Below are 15,764 nucleotides of genomic sequence, written 5' to 3' on the forward strand. Positions count from 1 at the left end.
CCTATTTTAAATTAATTTCCGTAATCCTAAACCTAAGTGTAATCGGATTTATCCAAAGCGAACACCTTATTTCGCTAGTTTTGGCAATTCCCCTTCCAATCCCATAGCTTGCTTGATAATAGAATGTTTGGTTTTGGGTAGCTTATTTATGGTAGCTAAACCAATATCCCTGATTAATTTTTTAACCGGATCTTGCCCAGAAAAAATTTGTTTAAATCCCTCCATGGTAGCAATCATTTTTACAGCCTCAGTTTTACGCCAACGCTCATAGGGACGTAAGTGTCTAGCTAATCCAATATCTTTACCTTTTTCCACCAGCGTAATAATTTGTTCAGCTAAAGCGGCAGCATCTAATATCCCAAGATTTGCACCTTGACCAGCTAGTGGGTGCATGGTGTGTGCTGCATCGCCCACTAAGGCAACGCGCTCACCTACCCATTGGCGGGTGTAACGCATTTTTAAAGGGTAAGCTTGTCTCTTGCTGACCAATTCACATAAACCTAATTTAGCATCAAAACTGGCGGTTAATTCCTTTTCGAAATCAGTTTTATCTAGTCCTAACAAGCGTTTGGCTTTAGGTTCATCTTGAGACCACACTATTGAACAATAATGTTCATCCCATAAAGGTAAAAATGCTAATGGCCCATGTGCAGTAAACACTTGCCTGGCAACATATTGATGTGAGTGTTCAGTTTTAATGGTCGCAACAATGGCATCTTGGTCGTAATCCCAAAATGTTTGCGCTAGATTAGCCTGCTTTTTGACAATAGAATTAGCGCCATCTGCACCAATTACTAGACGAGCGGATATATGGCTATTATCATCTAAATGAATAAAACATTCATGTTGACCAAAGATTAACTTTTGGATTTTTTTAGGAGCCAATATTTGGATAAAACTGGCTTGCTCAGCTTCCATCCAAAGTGCATGGCGTATATGCTGATTTTCAACCACATAACCTAGTTGCTCTTGACCGACTTGCTGTGCGGCAAACTCAATATTGGCAAAACTGTCTTGATCCCACACCAACATATCAGCATATCGGCCCATACGCTTTTGGTTTAAATGTTGCCATGCTCCGACATTTTGCAAGACTGTTTGTGTGGCTAGCGTAAGAGCACTGACTCTCAATTCTGGCGCTTCACTTGGAAAGTGACTACTTAGGTTTCCATCAATAACAGCTACTGACAAACCTATATTTTTCAACGCCAATGCTTGGGTTAGGCCAACTATGCCAGCACCAACAACGACGACATCAAACACTTGCATGAGATTGCCTTGATTGTTTTGCTGTGGAGGTTTGCTGCATCAAACCCTCAATCTCGCCGATAGTTTTGGGCGTGGATTGAGTTAGATTTTCATAACCCTTTTCGGTTACCACTAAATTGTCTTCTATGCGGATACCTATACCTTGCCATTTAGGATCCACATCAGCATCTGGAGCGATATAAATTCCTGGCTCTATGGTTAACACCATACCAGGTTTCAAAGGCCGATCTTGACCGTCTATTTTATAAGTCCCCACATCATGCACATCTAATCCCAGCCAATGCCCTAAACCATGCATGAAATATTGGCGGTAAGTTTGCTGCTCAATATTTTCGGCTAACTGACCTTGTAAAATTCCTAAATCAATTAACCCTTGGGTAATAATTTCCACTGCAACATCTGTGGCTTGTTTGATGGTATTTCCTGGTTTAACCCACTCAAATGCAGCTAATTGAGCATCTAATACTATCTGATATAGCTGTGCCTGAACGGGGTTAAACTTGCCTGATACCGGAAACGTTCGAGTGATATCTGCGGCGTATCCTTGTAATTCACACCCAGCGTCTATCAGCACTAAATCTCCCGCTTTTAACGGCTGATTATTTTCGGTGTAGTGTAAAATACAAGCATTGTCTCCACCACCAACTATGGTGCCATAGGCAGGATGTTTGGCTCCAAGCATAGCAAATTCGTGATGGATCTCTGCTTCTAGGTGATATTCGTTTTTATCGGCTTGGCAAAATTGCATAGCCCGTTTATGCCCTTGACCCGATATGTCTGCCGCTTGACGCATAATATCTAACTCAGCATCCGATTTAATCAAGCGCATTTCATCTAGAATAATACGTACATCAATTATGCTAGTGGGCGCTAACATACTTTGTTTAGGCGCTTCACGTAAGGCTTGCATTAAATTTGCTACGAATTCATCAGCTGCGGCATTATGGCCTTGAGCAAAATATAGATTTTGATGGCCATCCACTAATTCAACTAACTTTTCTTCCAGTTGTTCTAGACCAAATGCTAAATCGAGTCCAAATTCTTGACTGGCTTTATCTGGCCCAAACCTGCGACCTTGCCATATTTCAGCTGTGGGATCTTTATCCAAACAAAACAACACCGACAAGCCGCTTGAGTCGTCTGTATGCTTTGACAGCGCCTTTTTATCAGCTTGCTCTTTGCTAGCAGCTTGCTCTTTGCCAGCAGCTTGCTCTTTGCTAGCAGCAGGCGCCTTATTTGAAAGTACTAGCCATGCTTGAGGTTCGGGAAAACCGCACAGGTATTGAAAATAACTATCTTGTCGAAAAGAGAATTCGGTATCTCGACTTCTGGTCACTAACTCTGCAGCTGAGATCAGGCAAATACTGTTGGCTTGCATTGATTGCAGTAATTGGTTTCTGCGGTTTTTAAACTCTGTTTTAGACATATTATTCAAGAATACTCATACCAGATTAATGGACTGTTTTCGGCTCACTTTGCTCTTGTTCAGGAGATTTACCAAGCTCATTGAAACACAACATAGCTGTCATACGCACATATTCTACGACTTCAAATAAGGCTTGCTCTGATTCTTCATCTTCACTCATTTCGTCGTCCATACGAGCTATTTCAGAAAAATCTTCTAAGGCTTCTTTGACATCAGCAGAACAGCCAGTTAAATCAGCTTGATGTAAGCCAAATCCTAATAAAAATCCTTGCACCCAATTTAACAAGGCTTGGCCACGTTCGTTAATTGGTGCAGAATCTTCGGGTAAGCACAGTACTAATGAAAAATCACTTTCTACAAGTTGCTGGCAAGTGTGGTCGTATAACTCATTAAAGGCTTTTTGCACCTCAGGGTTAAACACTTCACCTTGGTGGATAAAGTCAGATAAAGGCTCTAACCAATCTCGACACTCCAAAGGCATACCTCCGCCTAACATGCCGCAAAACATGCCTTGCACTTCTGCCGCGCTGGTTAAAATGTCATTGCGCTCTAAAAGCGCAGTTAGGGTGTCGAACAAGTTACTTGATGTACTCACTTAAGCTCTCTTAATCTTCTATTTGAAATTGATACAAGTGGCATTAGATATCTAATGCTAACACTGTCATTAATTGATACCAATGCTCATCCATCTTTAGCAACAATTAATTAGCACCACTTGGTTAGAAAACTAGCGTTAAAGCTATGGCGTATAAGCTACAACTTATTAGCGCTGGTAACTATCAGTACTTAAAGTTTATAATGCTCGAAATTTAGTGCAAACCAAGTGCAAAATTGGTTTGGCTAGATTGTTTGCAACGTCTCCTGGAATGTTAGCCAGTTTAGTCATGTCCCTGGCCGATGCTTTTTACCCAGGAAGTTGATTCCACTGCTATTGTGCAAGCTCGGCTCGTATCGAGAAGCCTAAGGTAGTGATGATACTTCCGCCCTGAACTTTCGGTTCACGGGCTTACACTAGACAGCGGCATTTTGGGAGACACCCAATTTTTACAAGGATTAAGAATTAAAAATGAGTCAAGAAGAGCATTTACAATTACATGGAAAAGAAATTATAGAAGCCTTATCGCCATTGGTTAAATGGAAATATGACGACTTCCATAAGGTCATGTTAGCCGAGTTTTCGGTCGATAAGAAAGACCAAGTTTTGTTTTCACTTAAAAATTTATTACCTAATTGTTGGGACGCCAAAAGTATCAAAAAAGCGCCACCTGAGATTAAACACTTCGCAGGCTCTTTTGGAAAATTAATCAAAGAACAAAAATTATTTTGTAGCCACATTGATAACCGTCCACAAGTTATGGTGGCTTGGTGGCCTTGGGGACATGGAGCAACTATTTCTGCGAGAATATTTTTAACTAACACTACCCCTTACGTTGCTAAAAGAGGTTTTTTTCAAAAGTTTACAGGGCTATTCGCCTAATAGTTTTAACCCTTAATTCCCCTCAAAGATTACGATTTTCTAGACCTTATTTTAATTTGAAATTATCAACAACCAAAAACCTGACCAAATAGTCTATTTTATACCGAGCCGTAATCAGCTAGACTAGCGCTATTCCACTTAGCTAAAGCTTTAAGGTATTTAGAGTATGGCCATAATTAATATAGGCTCGGTCAATATTGACCATGTATATCAAGTAGAACACTTTGTACAACCCGGCGAAACCCTTGCTTCTAGTGATTATCAAAGATTACTTGGGGGTAAAGGTGCTAATCAATCTATTGCCTTAGCAAAAGCTGGGGCCGAGGTATTTCATGTTGGTAAAATCAACGAACATGATTCAAACTTTAAACAAAGTTTGATCCGTGATGGCATTGACTGTAAATATCTTGAGTGTATTGAAAGTCCTTCTGGCCATGCGATTATTCAGGTTACGCCTTCGGCAGAAAACGCCATTGTATTGTTTGGTGGAGCCAATCAAGAAATATCTGAAAACGACATAATGAAATCTTTAGATGGAGCGAAATCCTCAGACTGGGTGCTAACACAAAATGAAACTAGTTGTGTTGAACAAGTGTTAACTCTGGCTAAAGATAAGGGGTTAAAGGTCGCTTTTAACCCAGCTCCTATGACTGATTCTGTCAATTCATTACCCCATGACTGTATTAACCTATTAATTGTAAATGAAGTGGAAGCTTCTGAAATATCAGGGCAAACAACACTTGACCAAATGGAGGCTTACTTTCGACAAAATTGGTCTCATTGCGAAGTATTAATCACTATGGGTAAGGCTGGCGTGAGAATGTTAAAAGCCGATAAATCAATAGATGTGCCAGCTTTTGACGTTAACGCTGTTGACACGACGGCTGCCGGCGATACTTTTATTGGCTATTTTTTGGCAGCTTACAGTGGTCATTGTGATGCCAAAACCGCTTTAGTCAGAGCTTGTGCAGCGTCAGCATTAGCCGTGACAAAAGAAGGTGCAGCCCAATCTATTCCAACCGCTCAAGAAGTGGATCGCTTTTTAGCCAAATATAATTAACTTATTAAGGACTTTTCAAATGAGCCATAAAATTATTTTAGACACAGATCCAGGTATCGATGATGCTATGGCAATATTCTTTGCCTTTCAAAGACCAGAAATAGAAGTGTTAGGGTTAACCACAGTATACGGTAATGTCCCTGTTGAGATGGCTGCAAAAAATGCCATTACTCTTTGTGATTTGGCCGGCAAAGATATACCTGTATGTAAAGGCGTCGCTAGACCTTGGGTGGGACCAGAGTCGACTTATGCGCACTTTGTTCATGGCGATGATGGCTTCGGAAATATTAATTTTCCACCAGCAAAAGGCCAGCTTGATCCGCGCAGTTCAGCACAGTTTATTGTGGATATGGCTCGAAAATATCCGGGTGAAATCACAATAGTTGCCATTGGGCCTTTAGGAAATCTAGCCCTAGCCTTACGTTTAGAGCCTGAATTACCAAAACTAATCAAAGCAGTATCGATCATGGGTGGCGCTGCATTTGTTAGAGGTAACGTGACACCAGTGGCTGAGGCCAATATATGGAATGACGCATACGCCGCTGAAATTGTGTTTGACGCAGATTGGGAACTCAATATGTTTGGTTTGGATGTGACAAACTCTTGCCCATTTACGCCTGATTTTTTAACCACCTTGAAAGATATTAACCCTAAATTGGGTGGTTTTGTGCATGACGCAGCACAATTTTATGTGGAATTTTATTCACAGAATCGTGATGATGATGTGTGTTTTTTCCACGATGCTATGCCTATTGCGCATTTGATAGATCCAAGTTTATTTGAATTACAAACTGGCCATGCCAGAGTATCGACTGACCCACTAAATATTGGTCAAACATCCATTGCATTACCTAACACCACGGCTAGCCCCGATTGGCTAGATGCACAACAAATTAATGTTGCCACAAAAGTGAACAACCAACGCCTAACTCAACTTTACTTAGACACATACAGCTCATAAACTAAACAACAAGAGTAAAATGCACATTAATAATTAGCTGAAGATTGCGTTACATAATTTTATGTTAACGCAATAAAAACTAAATTAGAGTATGAAAGAATGCAAATAGCACCTAAAACAGGTGACGAGGTAGCTCGTCTACAAGCGTTATATGACTATGATATTTTAGATACAGAAGCTGAAAAAGTATTTGATGATCTTACTTTGCTTGCCTCTCAAATATGTGACAAACCCATAACATTAATAAGCCTAGTCGACCCTGAACGGCAGTGGTTTAAATCTACAGTAGGAATAGATGCAACTGAAACCTCTCGAGATATTGCATTTTGCGCCCATGCTATTCACCAAAAAGATATTTTTGAAGTCGAGGACACACTACTCGATGAGCGTTTTTTTGATAACCCCTTAGTAACGAGTGCGCCAAATATACGATTTTACGCTGGTACCCAGTTACAGACAGCCAGTGGACATGCTATTGGTACCCTTTGTGTTATTGATGAAAAACCCAGTAAACTCACAGAACAACAAAAACAATCTCTTGAGATATTGGGCAGAGCAGTTATTTCTCAAATGGAATTGCGAAAAAAAATCAAAGACCTAAAAGTCGCGACTGAACACAAAACTGACTTTATGTCGAATATGAGTCATGAATTACGCACACCACTCAATGCAATTATAAATTTCAGTCAACTTCTTTTAGATCAAGTAGAGCAACACCCTGATCCCAAACTAACTGAGTATTTAGAAAACATAGACTATTCAGGCAAACGATTATTGAGTGTTGTCAATTCAGTACTAGACATTAATAAAATTGAAGCAGGCAAAATGCCAATAACTTTAAAACCTGTAGATTTTGCTGATTTAATTCATCATTTGGAAAGAATGTTAAACATTGGCGCCAAAAACAAACAAGTAAAGTTTTCTGTCAGTATTAACAAGAATGTACCTGAAGAACTAGTTATCGACGAGGCTCTAATCAGTCAAATCGTCACTAACTTAGTGCATAATGCCATTAAATTTACTACTAGTGGAAACACTGTAAATGCCGATTTTTCATATGAAAATCAAAGATTAATAATTAGTATTATTGATCAGGGAGTTGGCATATCTGAACAAGATCAAGAAAAGTTATTCAATAAATTTCAACAAGTGGGCAATACTAACAACCAGCAAGGTAGCGGTTTAGGTTTATCGATTGTGCAAAAATTAGTGACACTTCTTGATGGAACAATTGAAGTTAAAAGCCAATTAAACAAAGGCAGTCAATTTATTGTTACACTGCCGATGAAGACCAAAAATAAATCTATCAGTAAAATAGAAAATACTGAGGCTCCAGCACAAATGTTTAACTTACAGGCTAAAGTGCTGTTAGTAGAAGACAATGAAATTAATCAAGCTGTTATGGCAGCAATATTTGAATCGCTAAACTTACCGGTTATTTTGGCCGAGAGCGGTGAAATAGCCGTTGAAAAAAACCAACAAACTGATTTTGATTTAGTATTTATGGATATTCATTTACCAGGCATAGATGGTCGAGAAGCTACTAAGATAATTAAACAAACTCATCCTAACCTCATGATTGTGGCCCTCACAGCAGATACCTTTGCCCAAGAGCGCGACGATAACAACACTGCTATATGGCATGATTACCTGACAAAACCATTAGAAAAAAACAAATTAATTGAGGTACTTAATCGTTATATTCCTCAATAATGATGACTGGTAGCTAATGGTATGGTCCCTTTTAAACGTAAAGAATTACGCCAACATTTTCGCAAATTACGTAATCAGTTAGATAAAGAGCAGCAGAATATTGTTGCTCAGGCAGCTTTACAAACTTGTCTGCAAACAACTGAATTATCAAAGTTAAAAACCGTTGCTTGTTATTTGGCAAATGACGGTGAGCTTGATCCTTCAGCCATTATTGAATATTGCTGGCAACATAATATTCAAGTGGTGTTACCTGTGTTAGATCCTAATAATTCAGGGCACTTAGTGTTTGTGGAGTATCAAGCTAACAGTCAAATGCAAATTAATACCTACGGCATTGCTGAGCCAGCGATTACTCAATACAACCAAGTCCCTCTCCAAAATATAGATTTAGTTTTTACTCCTTTAGTTGCGTTTGATCAACAAGGTAATCGGCTAGGCATGGGTGGGGGGTATTACGACCGAACCTTAGCGCCAATCAAACGAAACAACCTAAATACCCAACTTATTGGATTGGCCCACAACTGCCAACAAGCAAACAAACTCCCCACTGATGGTTGGGATATTCCGTTACACGGGATAGTCACTCCTAAACAATTTTTTAAGATTGATTGATTTAATAAATGTTTGGGTTATAGCGTTTGAAGCATTACACTACCGGCATTAATTTTTAAGTAAAAATTACACTCATGACTCAAGACGATAAGAAAAAAGCCGCGGCCCAAGCTGCTGTAAAGTACATAGAACAAGGCAGTATTATAGGTGTAGGCACTGGTTCTACCGTAGTACATTTCATCGATGCCTTGGCTGATATTAGGCATGATTTAGCTGGAGCAGTGTCGAGTTCAGAAGACTCAACTGCCCGCCTAAAAGCACTAGGCATAGAGGTACTTGATTTAAACTCAGTGGGAAGTTTAGATATTTATATCGATGGTGCCGACGAAATAACCGAACATAAACACATGATAAAAGGTGGAGGGGCTGCTCTTACCCGCGAAAAAATTATTGCAGCTGTCGCCAAGAAATTTATTTGTATCATAGATGACAGTAAACAAGTGCCAGTATTGGGTAAGTTTCCACTACCTGTAGAAGTCATTCCTATGGCACGCTCTTATGTTGCCAGAGAAATATTAAAACTAGGTGGTGATCCTGAATATCGCCAAGGTGTGGTAACCGATAACGGCAATGTAATTTTAGATGTGCATAATCTAAAAATACTTAATCCCGTTGAACTAGAACGACAACTCAATGCCATAGTGGGTGTAGTCACCAATGGCTTGTTTGCCCATCGCGGCGCAGATGTAGTATTAGTAGGCACCGAGCAAGGTGTAAATACGATTGAATAACGCCAAAAGTAATTAAGCCCCTAATTCAGCTTAGGTATTAAGTAAAACAATGATTATCACGACTAAAATAGCGCTAATACTTTGCCAAAACACCACAGGATCTCGCTCTAATAGCGGTGGTTTAGTTTTACTTAAGAAGGTTTGACTCGGTTGACTCAAATCAAACACAAATTCAGATAATTCTTGATACCGTTTAAACGGGTCTGGCTGCAACGCTTTCTTTAAAGTATCGTCAATCCAAGCAGGGATTTCTCTATCATCATGTAGAGCAGTTTGATAGTACAACTTACGTTGGGCTGACTTAGTGCGAGTTTTAGCGACTTCCGCACCATAAGGCAACCTACCAGTTAACATTTGATAAGTGATAACCGCTAAAGAAAATAAATCGGATTTAGATGTACCAACTTCACCTAGAAAGTACTCTGGGGCAGTATATTGGGCAGTACCAAGTATGTTTTGATGTTCGATAGATTGGGTCATTTCCATTAATCCAGCGACTTTGGTTGAACCAAAATCAATTATTTTAACCACACCCAAGCTATCAATCATGATGTTTTCTGGACGTAAATCTTGATGTAACATTTCTAAACGGTGAAAGGCTTGTAATCCCTTGGCTATTTGGCCAACAATTTCTCGCACTGCTTGCACACTCGGCTTGGGGTTATCAATCATCCACTGGGTCAGAGTTTGACCCTCGATAAATTCAAATGTGGTATACAAAAAGTTTCGTTTACGAGACTGTTCACAAGGTTTAAGTACATGAGCACTAGAAATCCTTTTAGCTATCCACTCTTCCATCAAAAAGCGCTCTATGGCAGCGGCATCTTCTTGTAAATCAACAGAAAGAGTTTTTAGTACTACCGGTAGGTTTGATGTTTTATTTTGCTCTTGGTCTTCGACTAAATAAATATGACTACGACTGGTAGCATATAAATTACGTACAACTTTAAAACCATCAAAATCGCTGCGTACATTTAAAATGGGCGGAAACGGTAAAGTAGTAAGTTGTTCAAGACGCTCTTTTATATCTTGGCTAGGCAGGGAGTCGACTCGTAAAATTTGGGCACTGAGATTATCGGTACTGCCATCATCAAACGCATACTCTGCCATCAACTTAGCCGCAGTATCTAAATCAGATTGATGCTCATCAATAAACTCACACATTTTTTCAAAACCAAGGTGTTCATAAACACCATCTGTGGCCAGTACAAAAATGTCGTTGGGCTCTACTGAAAATGATTGGTGCTCTAATTCAAGTTGCGGGTAAATTCCCATGGCGCGACTTAAATAGCTTTGCTCTTTTGAGATCCATGCGCGATGATCTTCGGTCAGCTGTTCCACTTGCTTATCGCGAATACGGTATATACGACTATCACCTAAATGAAAAACATGGGCAGTAGTAGATTTTAGAATTAGCGCACTTAAGGTGCACACATATCCTTTGTTTTTATCGAACCTATGTTCACCCTTTTGACTTTGAGAAAACAACCAAGAGTTAATGGCGGTTAACACTTGCATGGCTGACTTATTTACCGACCAAGTTTCGGAGGTAGAATAATAGTCGTCTAATAGCCCCCTCACAGTGGCTTGACTGGCAAGGTGGCTCACATTGCTGCTACTGATACCATCAGCAATAGCAATGGCGATACCTTTTGTAGATAACTGTGGCTCGCTAGGTATGATCACACCATGAAAGTCTTGATTTTCGGCCTTACGACCTTTATCAGAATATTGCCCAACCGATACTGTTAATTGACTGGGCATAGTGTGAGATCCTTACTACTAAGATTGAGGGGGTTAGTAACTCTTGTAGGGTAAAAACTTACCTGTCATGGTAATTTTGACTCTATCACCTTTTGGATCTTCTTTACGACTCAAATCCATATCAAAATCAATGGCACTCATTATCCCGTCACCAAATTCTTCATGAATCAGCGCTTTGAAGGTAGTACCGTATACACTAATTAATTCATAGAAACGATAAATTAATGGGTCTGTTGGCACTGCTGTAGGCAAAGAGCCTTTATAAGGCACCACTTGTAATTGTGCAACAGCGGCCTCTGGTAATTCTAACAAATCACCTACAGTTGTAGCTTGTTCCGACGTTAAGGTCATTTGACCTAACAAAGCAGCGGTAGTCCATTCTTTACTTTGCCCTACAGCTTCTGCAAGTTGCGGCCAAGTCAGGTTTTTAAGTTGTTTTTGTAAAACAATTAGTTCAGTTACTTCATTCCGATTCATTTTTTTTCTCTCATAAATTAAGGTCATGTTTGCTGACTGCCACATATATGAAATTTGTACAGCCAGCAAAGGGTCGTTAGGAAAGATTAAGCAGCAGCGTTACGCTTTCTGCTCTCACGAACGTGAGTGTAATAAATTGGTAAGCCAACTAATAAGAAACCACCAACTAAGTTACCTAGTACAGTTGGAATCTCATTCCAAATTAAATAATCTGATAAATGAAATTCACCACCCATAATCATTGAGAATGGGAATAAGAACATGTTAACAATTGAGTGCTCAAACACCATGAAGAAGAACAACATGATTGGCATCCACATTGCAGCCATCTTAGAGCCAGCAGAAGTAGAAATCATTGCACCTACTACCCCCATAGATACCATCCAGTTACATAACATGCCGCGGATAAAGATAGTAAACCAACCTCCAAGGCCTTGCTCTTTATAACCAATGGTTCTTGATTCGCCAATTGTGGATACTTTCTCAGCAATGATGCCGCCATCAATTTGATAACCGTAGGTCAGAATAAAAGATGCAAAAAAAGCGGTAGTTAATGCCCCTCCTAAATTTCCTAGAAAAACTAAACCCCAGTTACGCAACATGCCTTTTACTGTGCAACCAGGTCTTTTATCAATAACCGCAAGTGGCACTAAAGTAAATACACCTGTTAGTAGGTCATACTTCATTAAATAGAGCATGATAAAACCAACTGGGAATAATACCGATCCCAATATTGGGCTACCTGTTTTTACAATTACCGTGATGGCAAAAAATGCTGCTAAGGCAAGAATGGCACCCGCCATAAAAGCTCTAATTAATGTATCTTTGGTGGACATGAAAATTTTCTGCTCACCCGCGTCTACCATTTTGGTGGCAAACTCACTCGGTTCTAAATAGGACATTCCAGCACCTCTTTTATGTGTTTTATGTGTTATTGACGTTTTTTAAATCAAAAAAAAGCGCACATCCGTTCACCTGAAACTCAAGTGAATGGATGGACGCCGTTATCCGTTGAATCTTTTCTTTTAAACCGTCATTGGTTTTGATTCAAATCTTGTAAAGCAAAGAGCACGCCATTTATTACACCGTTAGTTTCATTGAGCTAGGGAAGAGTTTATAAAAATTATTATCAAGAACAGGGCACAAACTTATGTCAAGCGCACTGTTCTTGTGCATTTCACGAACCGAGGTTTTAACAATGCCTAGTTAAAATTAAGATTTCGATTACAAAAAATTACATTTTCATTGTTTTCAGATGGGAAACAAACAATGTAAGCTAACTCATTGAATACAATAAAAATAAATAGATTGATAAATGTAAAGGTTAATAAATTTCTGCGGGTTATTATTTAAATAATCTTCCAATGTGAATTTTTATACTCTGATCACAAAATTTCATGCATTTATCTGCAATAACTATTATTCAAGGGTATAAATGATTTCTACATCCACTGAACGACTGCCATTAAGAATAATTCATGTAATATATTTAGTGGCAGGCATTACCGCACTTTTTGCTTTTTTTATGTACCATATTTTTTGGGAGAAATTAGGTATTGGCATTGTGTGCGGAATCAATGCTTTTTTTATGAGTATCGTTTTATATAAAAGTATAAAATTCAAGTATGTGTATTGGCCTCACAACCTAATTGCTTTTGTGATGACATGCTCAATTATTTACACAACCTATGAACAAGGGTTTAGAGGATTAGTTTATGTATTCCCTTTTATCATATCACTCTTTTTTCATTTACCATTTCGTAGGGCCGTTTTCACAAGTTCAATTCTAGCTATAGGTAGCTTACTAGCCTGCTTAAATACTATTAATATTAAAATTACTCTATTACTAGCAGTACCTATTTTTATTACTATCACCTTATCCATTATGTATGCTATCGCAGTAGCTAAACATAAAAAAGAATTAGAATTTGAAGCAAAGCAAGACTATTTAACAGGCCTAACTAATAGTCGAAACTTAATGAATTGGTTAAATCAAAAAATAAAAGAGCTTTCATATCCCCAAAGTCTAAGCATCTTTTATATTGATGTTGATGATTTTAAGAGTATTAATGACTCTTATGGCAATACGTTAGGCGACGAAGTATTACAAATTATAAGTAAAAGAATTACGAATATTACCACTCCTCCAACATATAAATACAAAATAGAAGGTTCAACAAAAGTAGCTAGAATTGTAAGTGACGAATTTGTTCTCGCAAATATAGATGTACACACATTGCAAAATTTGCAAGATATTTGCAAAATATTAATGGAAAAAATTTGCGCCCCCATGTGTATTCGAGGTATTGATCTAAAGGTACACGTAAGTATTGGTGTGTCTTCGTCAAACTTAAAAAATACCGACACTAGTGACTTAATGTTTCAAGCAGACCAAGCTATGTTTAAAGCTAAAAGTATAGGAAAAAATCAATTCGTAATATTTGATAACGACTTATCTACAGAATTAGAACTTAATAATTTAATTCTAAAACGTTTAAAATTAGCCATTAAAGAACAGTTATTTTTTCTGACATTTATGCCCATTTACAACCAAGCAAAAGAAGTAATTGGTGCTGAAGTGTTAATTCGCACTTCGGACAAAGAGCTATCATTGCATGGTCCAGACAAATATATTCCAATAGCCGAAAAAATGGGCTTAATTAAAGAGATTGATCTTTTTGTGATCGAGCAAGCATTTATTAAAATCAAAACACTGCAAGAAAGTTTAAAAAATAGAGATTTTACCTTTGCAATTAACATATCTGCTTTAGAACTTAAAAATAAGAAATTTCCAAGCCAAGTGGGTAAATTGGCTCAAACTTATTGTATAAGCCCTCATTTTATAGAATTTGAAATAACCGAAACCAGCCTAGTCGATCATGATAAAAGTAGTACTGAAATTCTTATTCAATTAAAAAATCAAGGTTTTAAACTCTCTCTAGACGACTTTGGGACAGGTTATACAGCGTTTAACCAACTACAACACTATCCAGTAGATACCTTAAAAATTGATAGAGTTTTTGTTAGCAAAATATCTAATAGTGATAAGACAAAAGGCTCTATGATTGATGTTATTTTATCTTTAGCAAAATTATACGAATTGAATGTCATTGCTGAAGGAGTTGAAGAGACTTATCAAATGGATTATTTGCTAACAAAAGACTGCGCACAATATCAAGGATACTTATTATCAAAGCCAGTTAGCTGGCATGACCTAGTTGAAATGTTAAACAACTGAAGATAAATGTTTAACACTTCAATACAAAAATTAATTATGCCAATTTGTCTAATGTTTTGGTGGCAAAATCCTTTGCATGATGTCTCTCGGGTAATTGTTCAGAAAGATCTCCCCAAGTGCGATTAACCTTCACTCCTCGCTTGACCGCAGGTCGAACCGCAATTTGGTTTGCCCAACGGATTACATTTTTATAACCATTCACTTGTAAAAAATCTGCAGCTTCATACAAACCACCGCGCACTAACACGCCATACCAAGGCCAAATAGCCATATCAGCAATAGTGTAATCATCGCCACAAATATAATTTTTAGTCGCCAATTGTTTATCCAACACATCTAGTTGACGTTTCACTTCCATAGTATAACGATTTATTGGATATTCGAACTTCTCTGGAGCGTAATGATAGAAATGCCCAAATCCACCACCCAGAAACGGAGCTGAACCTTGTGCCCAGAACAACCAATTGAGCGTTTCTACTCTTGCGGCTGTGCCTTGCTTAGGCAAAAAATGTCCAAATTTTTCGGCTAAATGAAGTAAAATAGAAGCTGATTCAAATACATTTATCTCAACATCACCAGACTTGTCCACCAATGCGGGGATCTTGGAGTTTGGGTTAACCTCTACAAAGCCAGAAGAAAATTGGTCGCCATCACCAATATTAATCAGGTAGGCATCGTACTCTGCATCTTTAATGCCTAACTCTAATAATTCCTCCAACATTACAGTAACTTTGACACCATTAGGTGTAGCCAATGAATACAATTGAAAAGGGTGTCGTCCTTTAGGCAAATCTTTATCTTTAGTGGCTCCAGATATAGGCCGGTTAATGTTAGCAAACTGCCCTCCACTTGATGCGTCCCATGTCCAAACTTTTGGAGGTGTATACTTTGTTGTATTTGATATTTGTGACATCAATTTAATCCCATTAAAATTGTTCTTTAAACAAGTACGTTTAATGCTTATAAAAATTTCACTTTTTGACTGTACTAAACAAAAAAGCCCAAATATTGCTATTTGGGCTTTGTAAAAACGAGT

14 protein-coding genes and 1 other RNA gene are annotated in these 15,764 nt (G+C 38.3%); 8 read left to right on the top strand and 7 right to left on the bottom strand.

The window, feature by feature from the left end:
* Nucleotides 1-66: 66 nt before the first annotated feature.
* The 3 genes from L0668_RS09755 to L0668_RS09765 are packed head-to-tail and all read right to left on the bottom strand — an operon-like array spanning nucleotide 67 to nucleotide 3,290.
* Nucleotides 67-1,269: an FAD-dependent monooxygenase gene (locus L0668_RS09755; protein ID WP_235312142.1), complete on the bottom strand. Its 1,203-nt coding sequence runs from the start codon at nucleotides 1,267-1,269 to the stop codon at nucleotides 67-69.
* On the bottom strand, nucleotides 1,256-2,695 hold the full coding sequence (pepP, locus tag L0668_RS09760) for a Xaa-Pro aminopeptidase (protein ID WP_235312326.1): 1,440 nt from the start codon (nucleotides 2,693-2,695) through the stop codon (nucleotides 1,256-1,258). The genes L0668_RS09755 and pepP overlap by 14 nt, the downstream gene beginning before the upstream one ends.
* Nucleotides 2,696-2,720: 25 nt before the next feature.
* Nucleotides 2,721-3,290 (bottom strand): UPF0149 family protein, encoded by a 570-nt coding sequence (locus tag L0668_RS09765; protein WP_235312144.1) that lies wholly within the window; start codon nucleotides 3,288-3,290, stop codon nucleotides 2,721-2,723.
* A 260-nt stretch (nucleotides 3,291-3,550) separates the two neighbouring features.
* On the opposite strand from L0668_RS09765, the gene ssrS reads away from it, so the two are divergent.
* The 7 genes from ssrS (at nucleotide 3,551) to rpiA (ending at nucleotide 9,249) form a co-directional block, all read left to right on the top strand.
* Nucleotides 3,551-3,732: non-coding RNA, 6S RNA (gene ssrS / locus L0668_RS09770), on the top strand.
* A 29-nt stretch (nucleotides 3,733-3,761) separates the two neighbouring features.
* On the top strand, nucleotides 3,762-4,172 hold the full coding sequence (locus tag L0668_RS09775; RefSeq protein WP_235312146.1) for a hypothetical protein: 411 nt from the start codon (nucleotides 3,762-3,764) through the stop codon (nucleotides 4,170-4,172).
* A gap of 166 nt (nucleotides 4,173-4,338) precedes the next feature.
* A complete protein-coding gene (locus L0668_RS09780) occupies nucleotides 4,339-5,232 on the top strand; it encodes a ribokinase (RefSeq protein ID WP_235312148.1) in 894 nt (297 codons plus the stop codon).
* 19 nt (nucleotides 5,233-5,251) lie between these two features.
* Nucleotides 5,252-6,193, top strand: a complete 942-nt coding sequence (locus L0668_RS09785) for a nucleoside hydrolase (RefSeq protein WP_235312150.1) — start codon at nucleotides 5,252-5,254, stop codon at nucleotides 6,191-6,193.
* 99 nt (nucleotides 6,194-6,292) lie between these two features.
* Complete coding sequence (locus L0668_RS09790) at nucleotides 6,293-7,906, top strand: hybrid sensor histidine kinase/response regulator (protein ID WP_235312152.1); 1,614 nt, start codon at nucleotides 6,293-6,295, stop codon at nucleotides 7,904-7,906.
* A 21-nt stretch (nucleotides 7,907-7,927) separates the two neighbouring features.
* Nucleotides 7,928-8,518, top strand: a complete 591-nt coding sequence (locus L0668_RS09795; protein WP_235312154.1) for a 5-formyltetrahydrofolate cyclo-ligase — start codon at nucleotides 7,928-7,930, stop codon at nucleotides 8,516-8,518.
* Nucleotides 8,519-8,592: 74 nt separating this feature from the next.
* On the top strand, nucleotides 8,593-9,249 hold the full coding sequence (rpiA, locus tag L0668_RS09800) for a ribose-5-phosphate isomerase RpiA (RefSeq protein ID WP_235312156.1): 657 nt from the start codon (nucleotides 8,593-8,595) through the stop codon (nucleotides 9,247-9,249).
* A gap of 30 nt (nucleotides 9,250-9,279) precedes the next feature.
* Here the strand turns inward: rpiA and L0668_RS09805 are convergent, their stop codons facing one another.
* The 3 genes from L0668_RS09805 to L0668_RS09815 all read right to left on the bottom strand — a co-directional run bounded on the left by L0668_RS09805 (nucleotide 9,280) and on the right by L0668_RS09815 (nucleotide 12,392).
* Nucleotides 9,280-11,013, bottom strand: coding sequence for a bifunctional protein-serine/threonine kinase/phosphatase (locus L0668_RS09805; RefSeq protein ID WP_235312158.1), 1,734 nt, complete (start codon nucleotides 11,011-11,013; stop codon nucleotides 9,280-9,282).
* A gap of 33 nt (nucleotides 11,014-11,046) precedes the next feature.
* Nucleotides 11,047-11,490, bottom strand: coding sequence for a cyanase (gene cynS, locus L0668_RS09810; RefSeq protein ID WP_235312161.1), 444 nt, complete (start codon nucleotides 11,488-11,490; stop codon nucleotides 11,047-11,049).
* Nucleotides 11,491-11,576: 86 nt separating this feature from the next.
* On the bottom strand, nucleotides 11,577-12,392 hold the full coding sequence (locus tag L0668_RS09815) for a formate/nitrite transporter family protein (protein WP_235312164.1): 816 nt from the start codon (nucleotides 12,390-12,392) through the stop codon (nucleotides 11,577-11,579).
* A gap of 533 nt (nucleotides 12,393-12,925) precedes the next feature.
* Here L0668_RS09815 and L0668_RS09820 point away from each other — a divergent pair.
* Nucleotides 12,926-14,728 (top strand): putative bifunctional diguanylate cyclase/phosphodiesterase, encoded by a 1,803-nt coding sequence (locus L0668_RS09820; RefSeq protein WP_235312166.1) that lies wholly within the window; start codon nucleotides 12,926-12,928, stop codon nucleotides 14,726-14,728.
* 34 nt (nucleotides 14,729-14,762) lie between these two features.
* On the opposite strand, the gene yghU is transcribed toward L0668_RS09820, so the two are convergent.
* Nucleotides 14,763-15,641: a glutathione-dependent disulfide-bond oxidoreductase gene (gene yghU, locus L0668_RS09825; RefSeq protein ID WP_268820284.1), complete on the bottom strand. Its 879-nt coding sequence runs from the start codon at nucleotides 15,639-15,641 to the stop codon at nucleotides 14,763-14,765.
* Between the last annotated feature and the right edge of the window lie 123 nt (nucleotides 15,642-15,764).

Source organism: Paraglaciecola algarum (genome assembly GCF_021532655.1).
Lineage (GTDB): Bacteria > Pseudomonadota > Gammaproteobacteria > Enterobacterales > Alteromonadaceae > Paraglaciecola > Paraglaciecola algarum.

What these genes read in the sequence shown, in the direction of transcription:
- L0668_RS09815 (WP_235312164.1), bottom strand. Translation starts at nt 12,392, where the DNA reads ATGTCCTATTTAGAACCGAGTGAGTTTGCCACCAAAATGGTAGACGCG.
- L0668_RS09775 (WP_235312146.1), top strand. Translation starts at nt 3,762, where the DNA reads ATGAGTCAAGAAGAGCATTTACAATTACATGGAAAAGAAATTATAGAA.
- cynS (WP_235312161.1), bottom strand. Translation starts at nt 11,490, where the DNA reads ATGAATCGGAATGAAGTAACTGAACTAATTGTTTTACAAAAACAACTT.
- L0668_RS09755 (WP_235312142.1), bottom strand. Translation starts at nt 1,269, where the DNA reads ATGCAAGTGTTTGATGTCGTCGTTGTTGGTGCTGGCATAGTTGGCCTA.
- L0668_RS09780 (WP_235312148.1), top strand. Translation starts at nt 4,339, where the DNA reads ATGGCCATAATTAATATAGGCTCGGTCAATATTGACCATGTATATCAA.
- L0668_RS09795 (WP_235312154.1), top strand. Translation starts at nt 7,928, where the DNA reads ATGGTCCCTTTTAAACGTAAAGAATTACGCCAACATTTTCGCAAATTA.
- pepP (WP_235312326.1), bottom strand. Translation starts at nt 2,695, where the DNA reads ATGTCTAAAACAGAGTTTAAAAACCGCAGAAACCAATTACTGCAATCA.
- L0668_RS09785 (WP_235312150.1), top strand. Translation starts at nt 5,252, where the DNA reads ATGAGCCATAAAATTATTTTAGACACAGATCCAGGTATCGATGATGCT.
- L0668_RS09820 (WP_235312166.1), top strand. Translation starts at nt 12,926, where the DNA reads ATGATTTCTACATCCACTGAACGACTGCCATTAAGAATAATTCATGTA.
- L0668_RS09790 (WP_235312152.1), top strand. Translation starts at nt 6,293, where the DNA reads ATGCAAATAGCACCTAAAACAGGTGACGAGGTAGCTCGTCTACAAGCG.
- rpiA (WP_235312156.1), top strand. Translation starts at nt 8,593, where the DNA reads ATGACTCAAGACGATAAGAAAAAAGCCGCGGCCCAAGCTGCTGTAAAG.
- yghU (WP_268820284.1), bottom strand. Translation starts at nt 15,641, where the DNA reads ATGTCACAAATATCAAATACAACAAAGTATACACCTCCAAAAGTTTGG.
- L0668_RS09805 (WP_235312158.1), bottom strand. Translation starts at nt 11,013, where the DNA reads ATGCCCAGTCAATTAACAGTATCGGTTGGGCAATATTCTGATAAAGGT.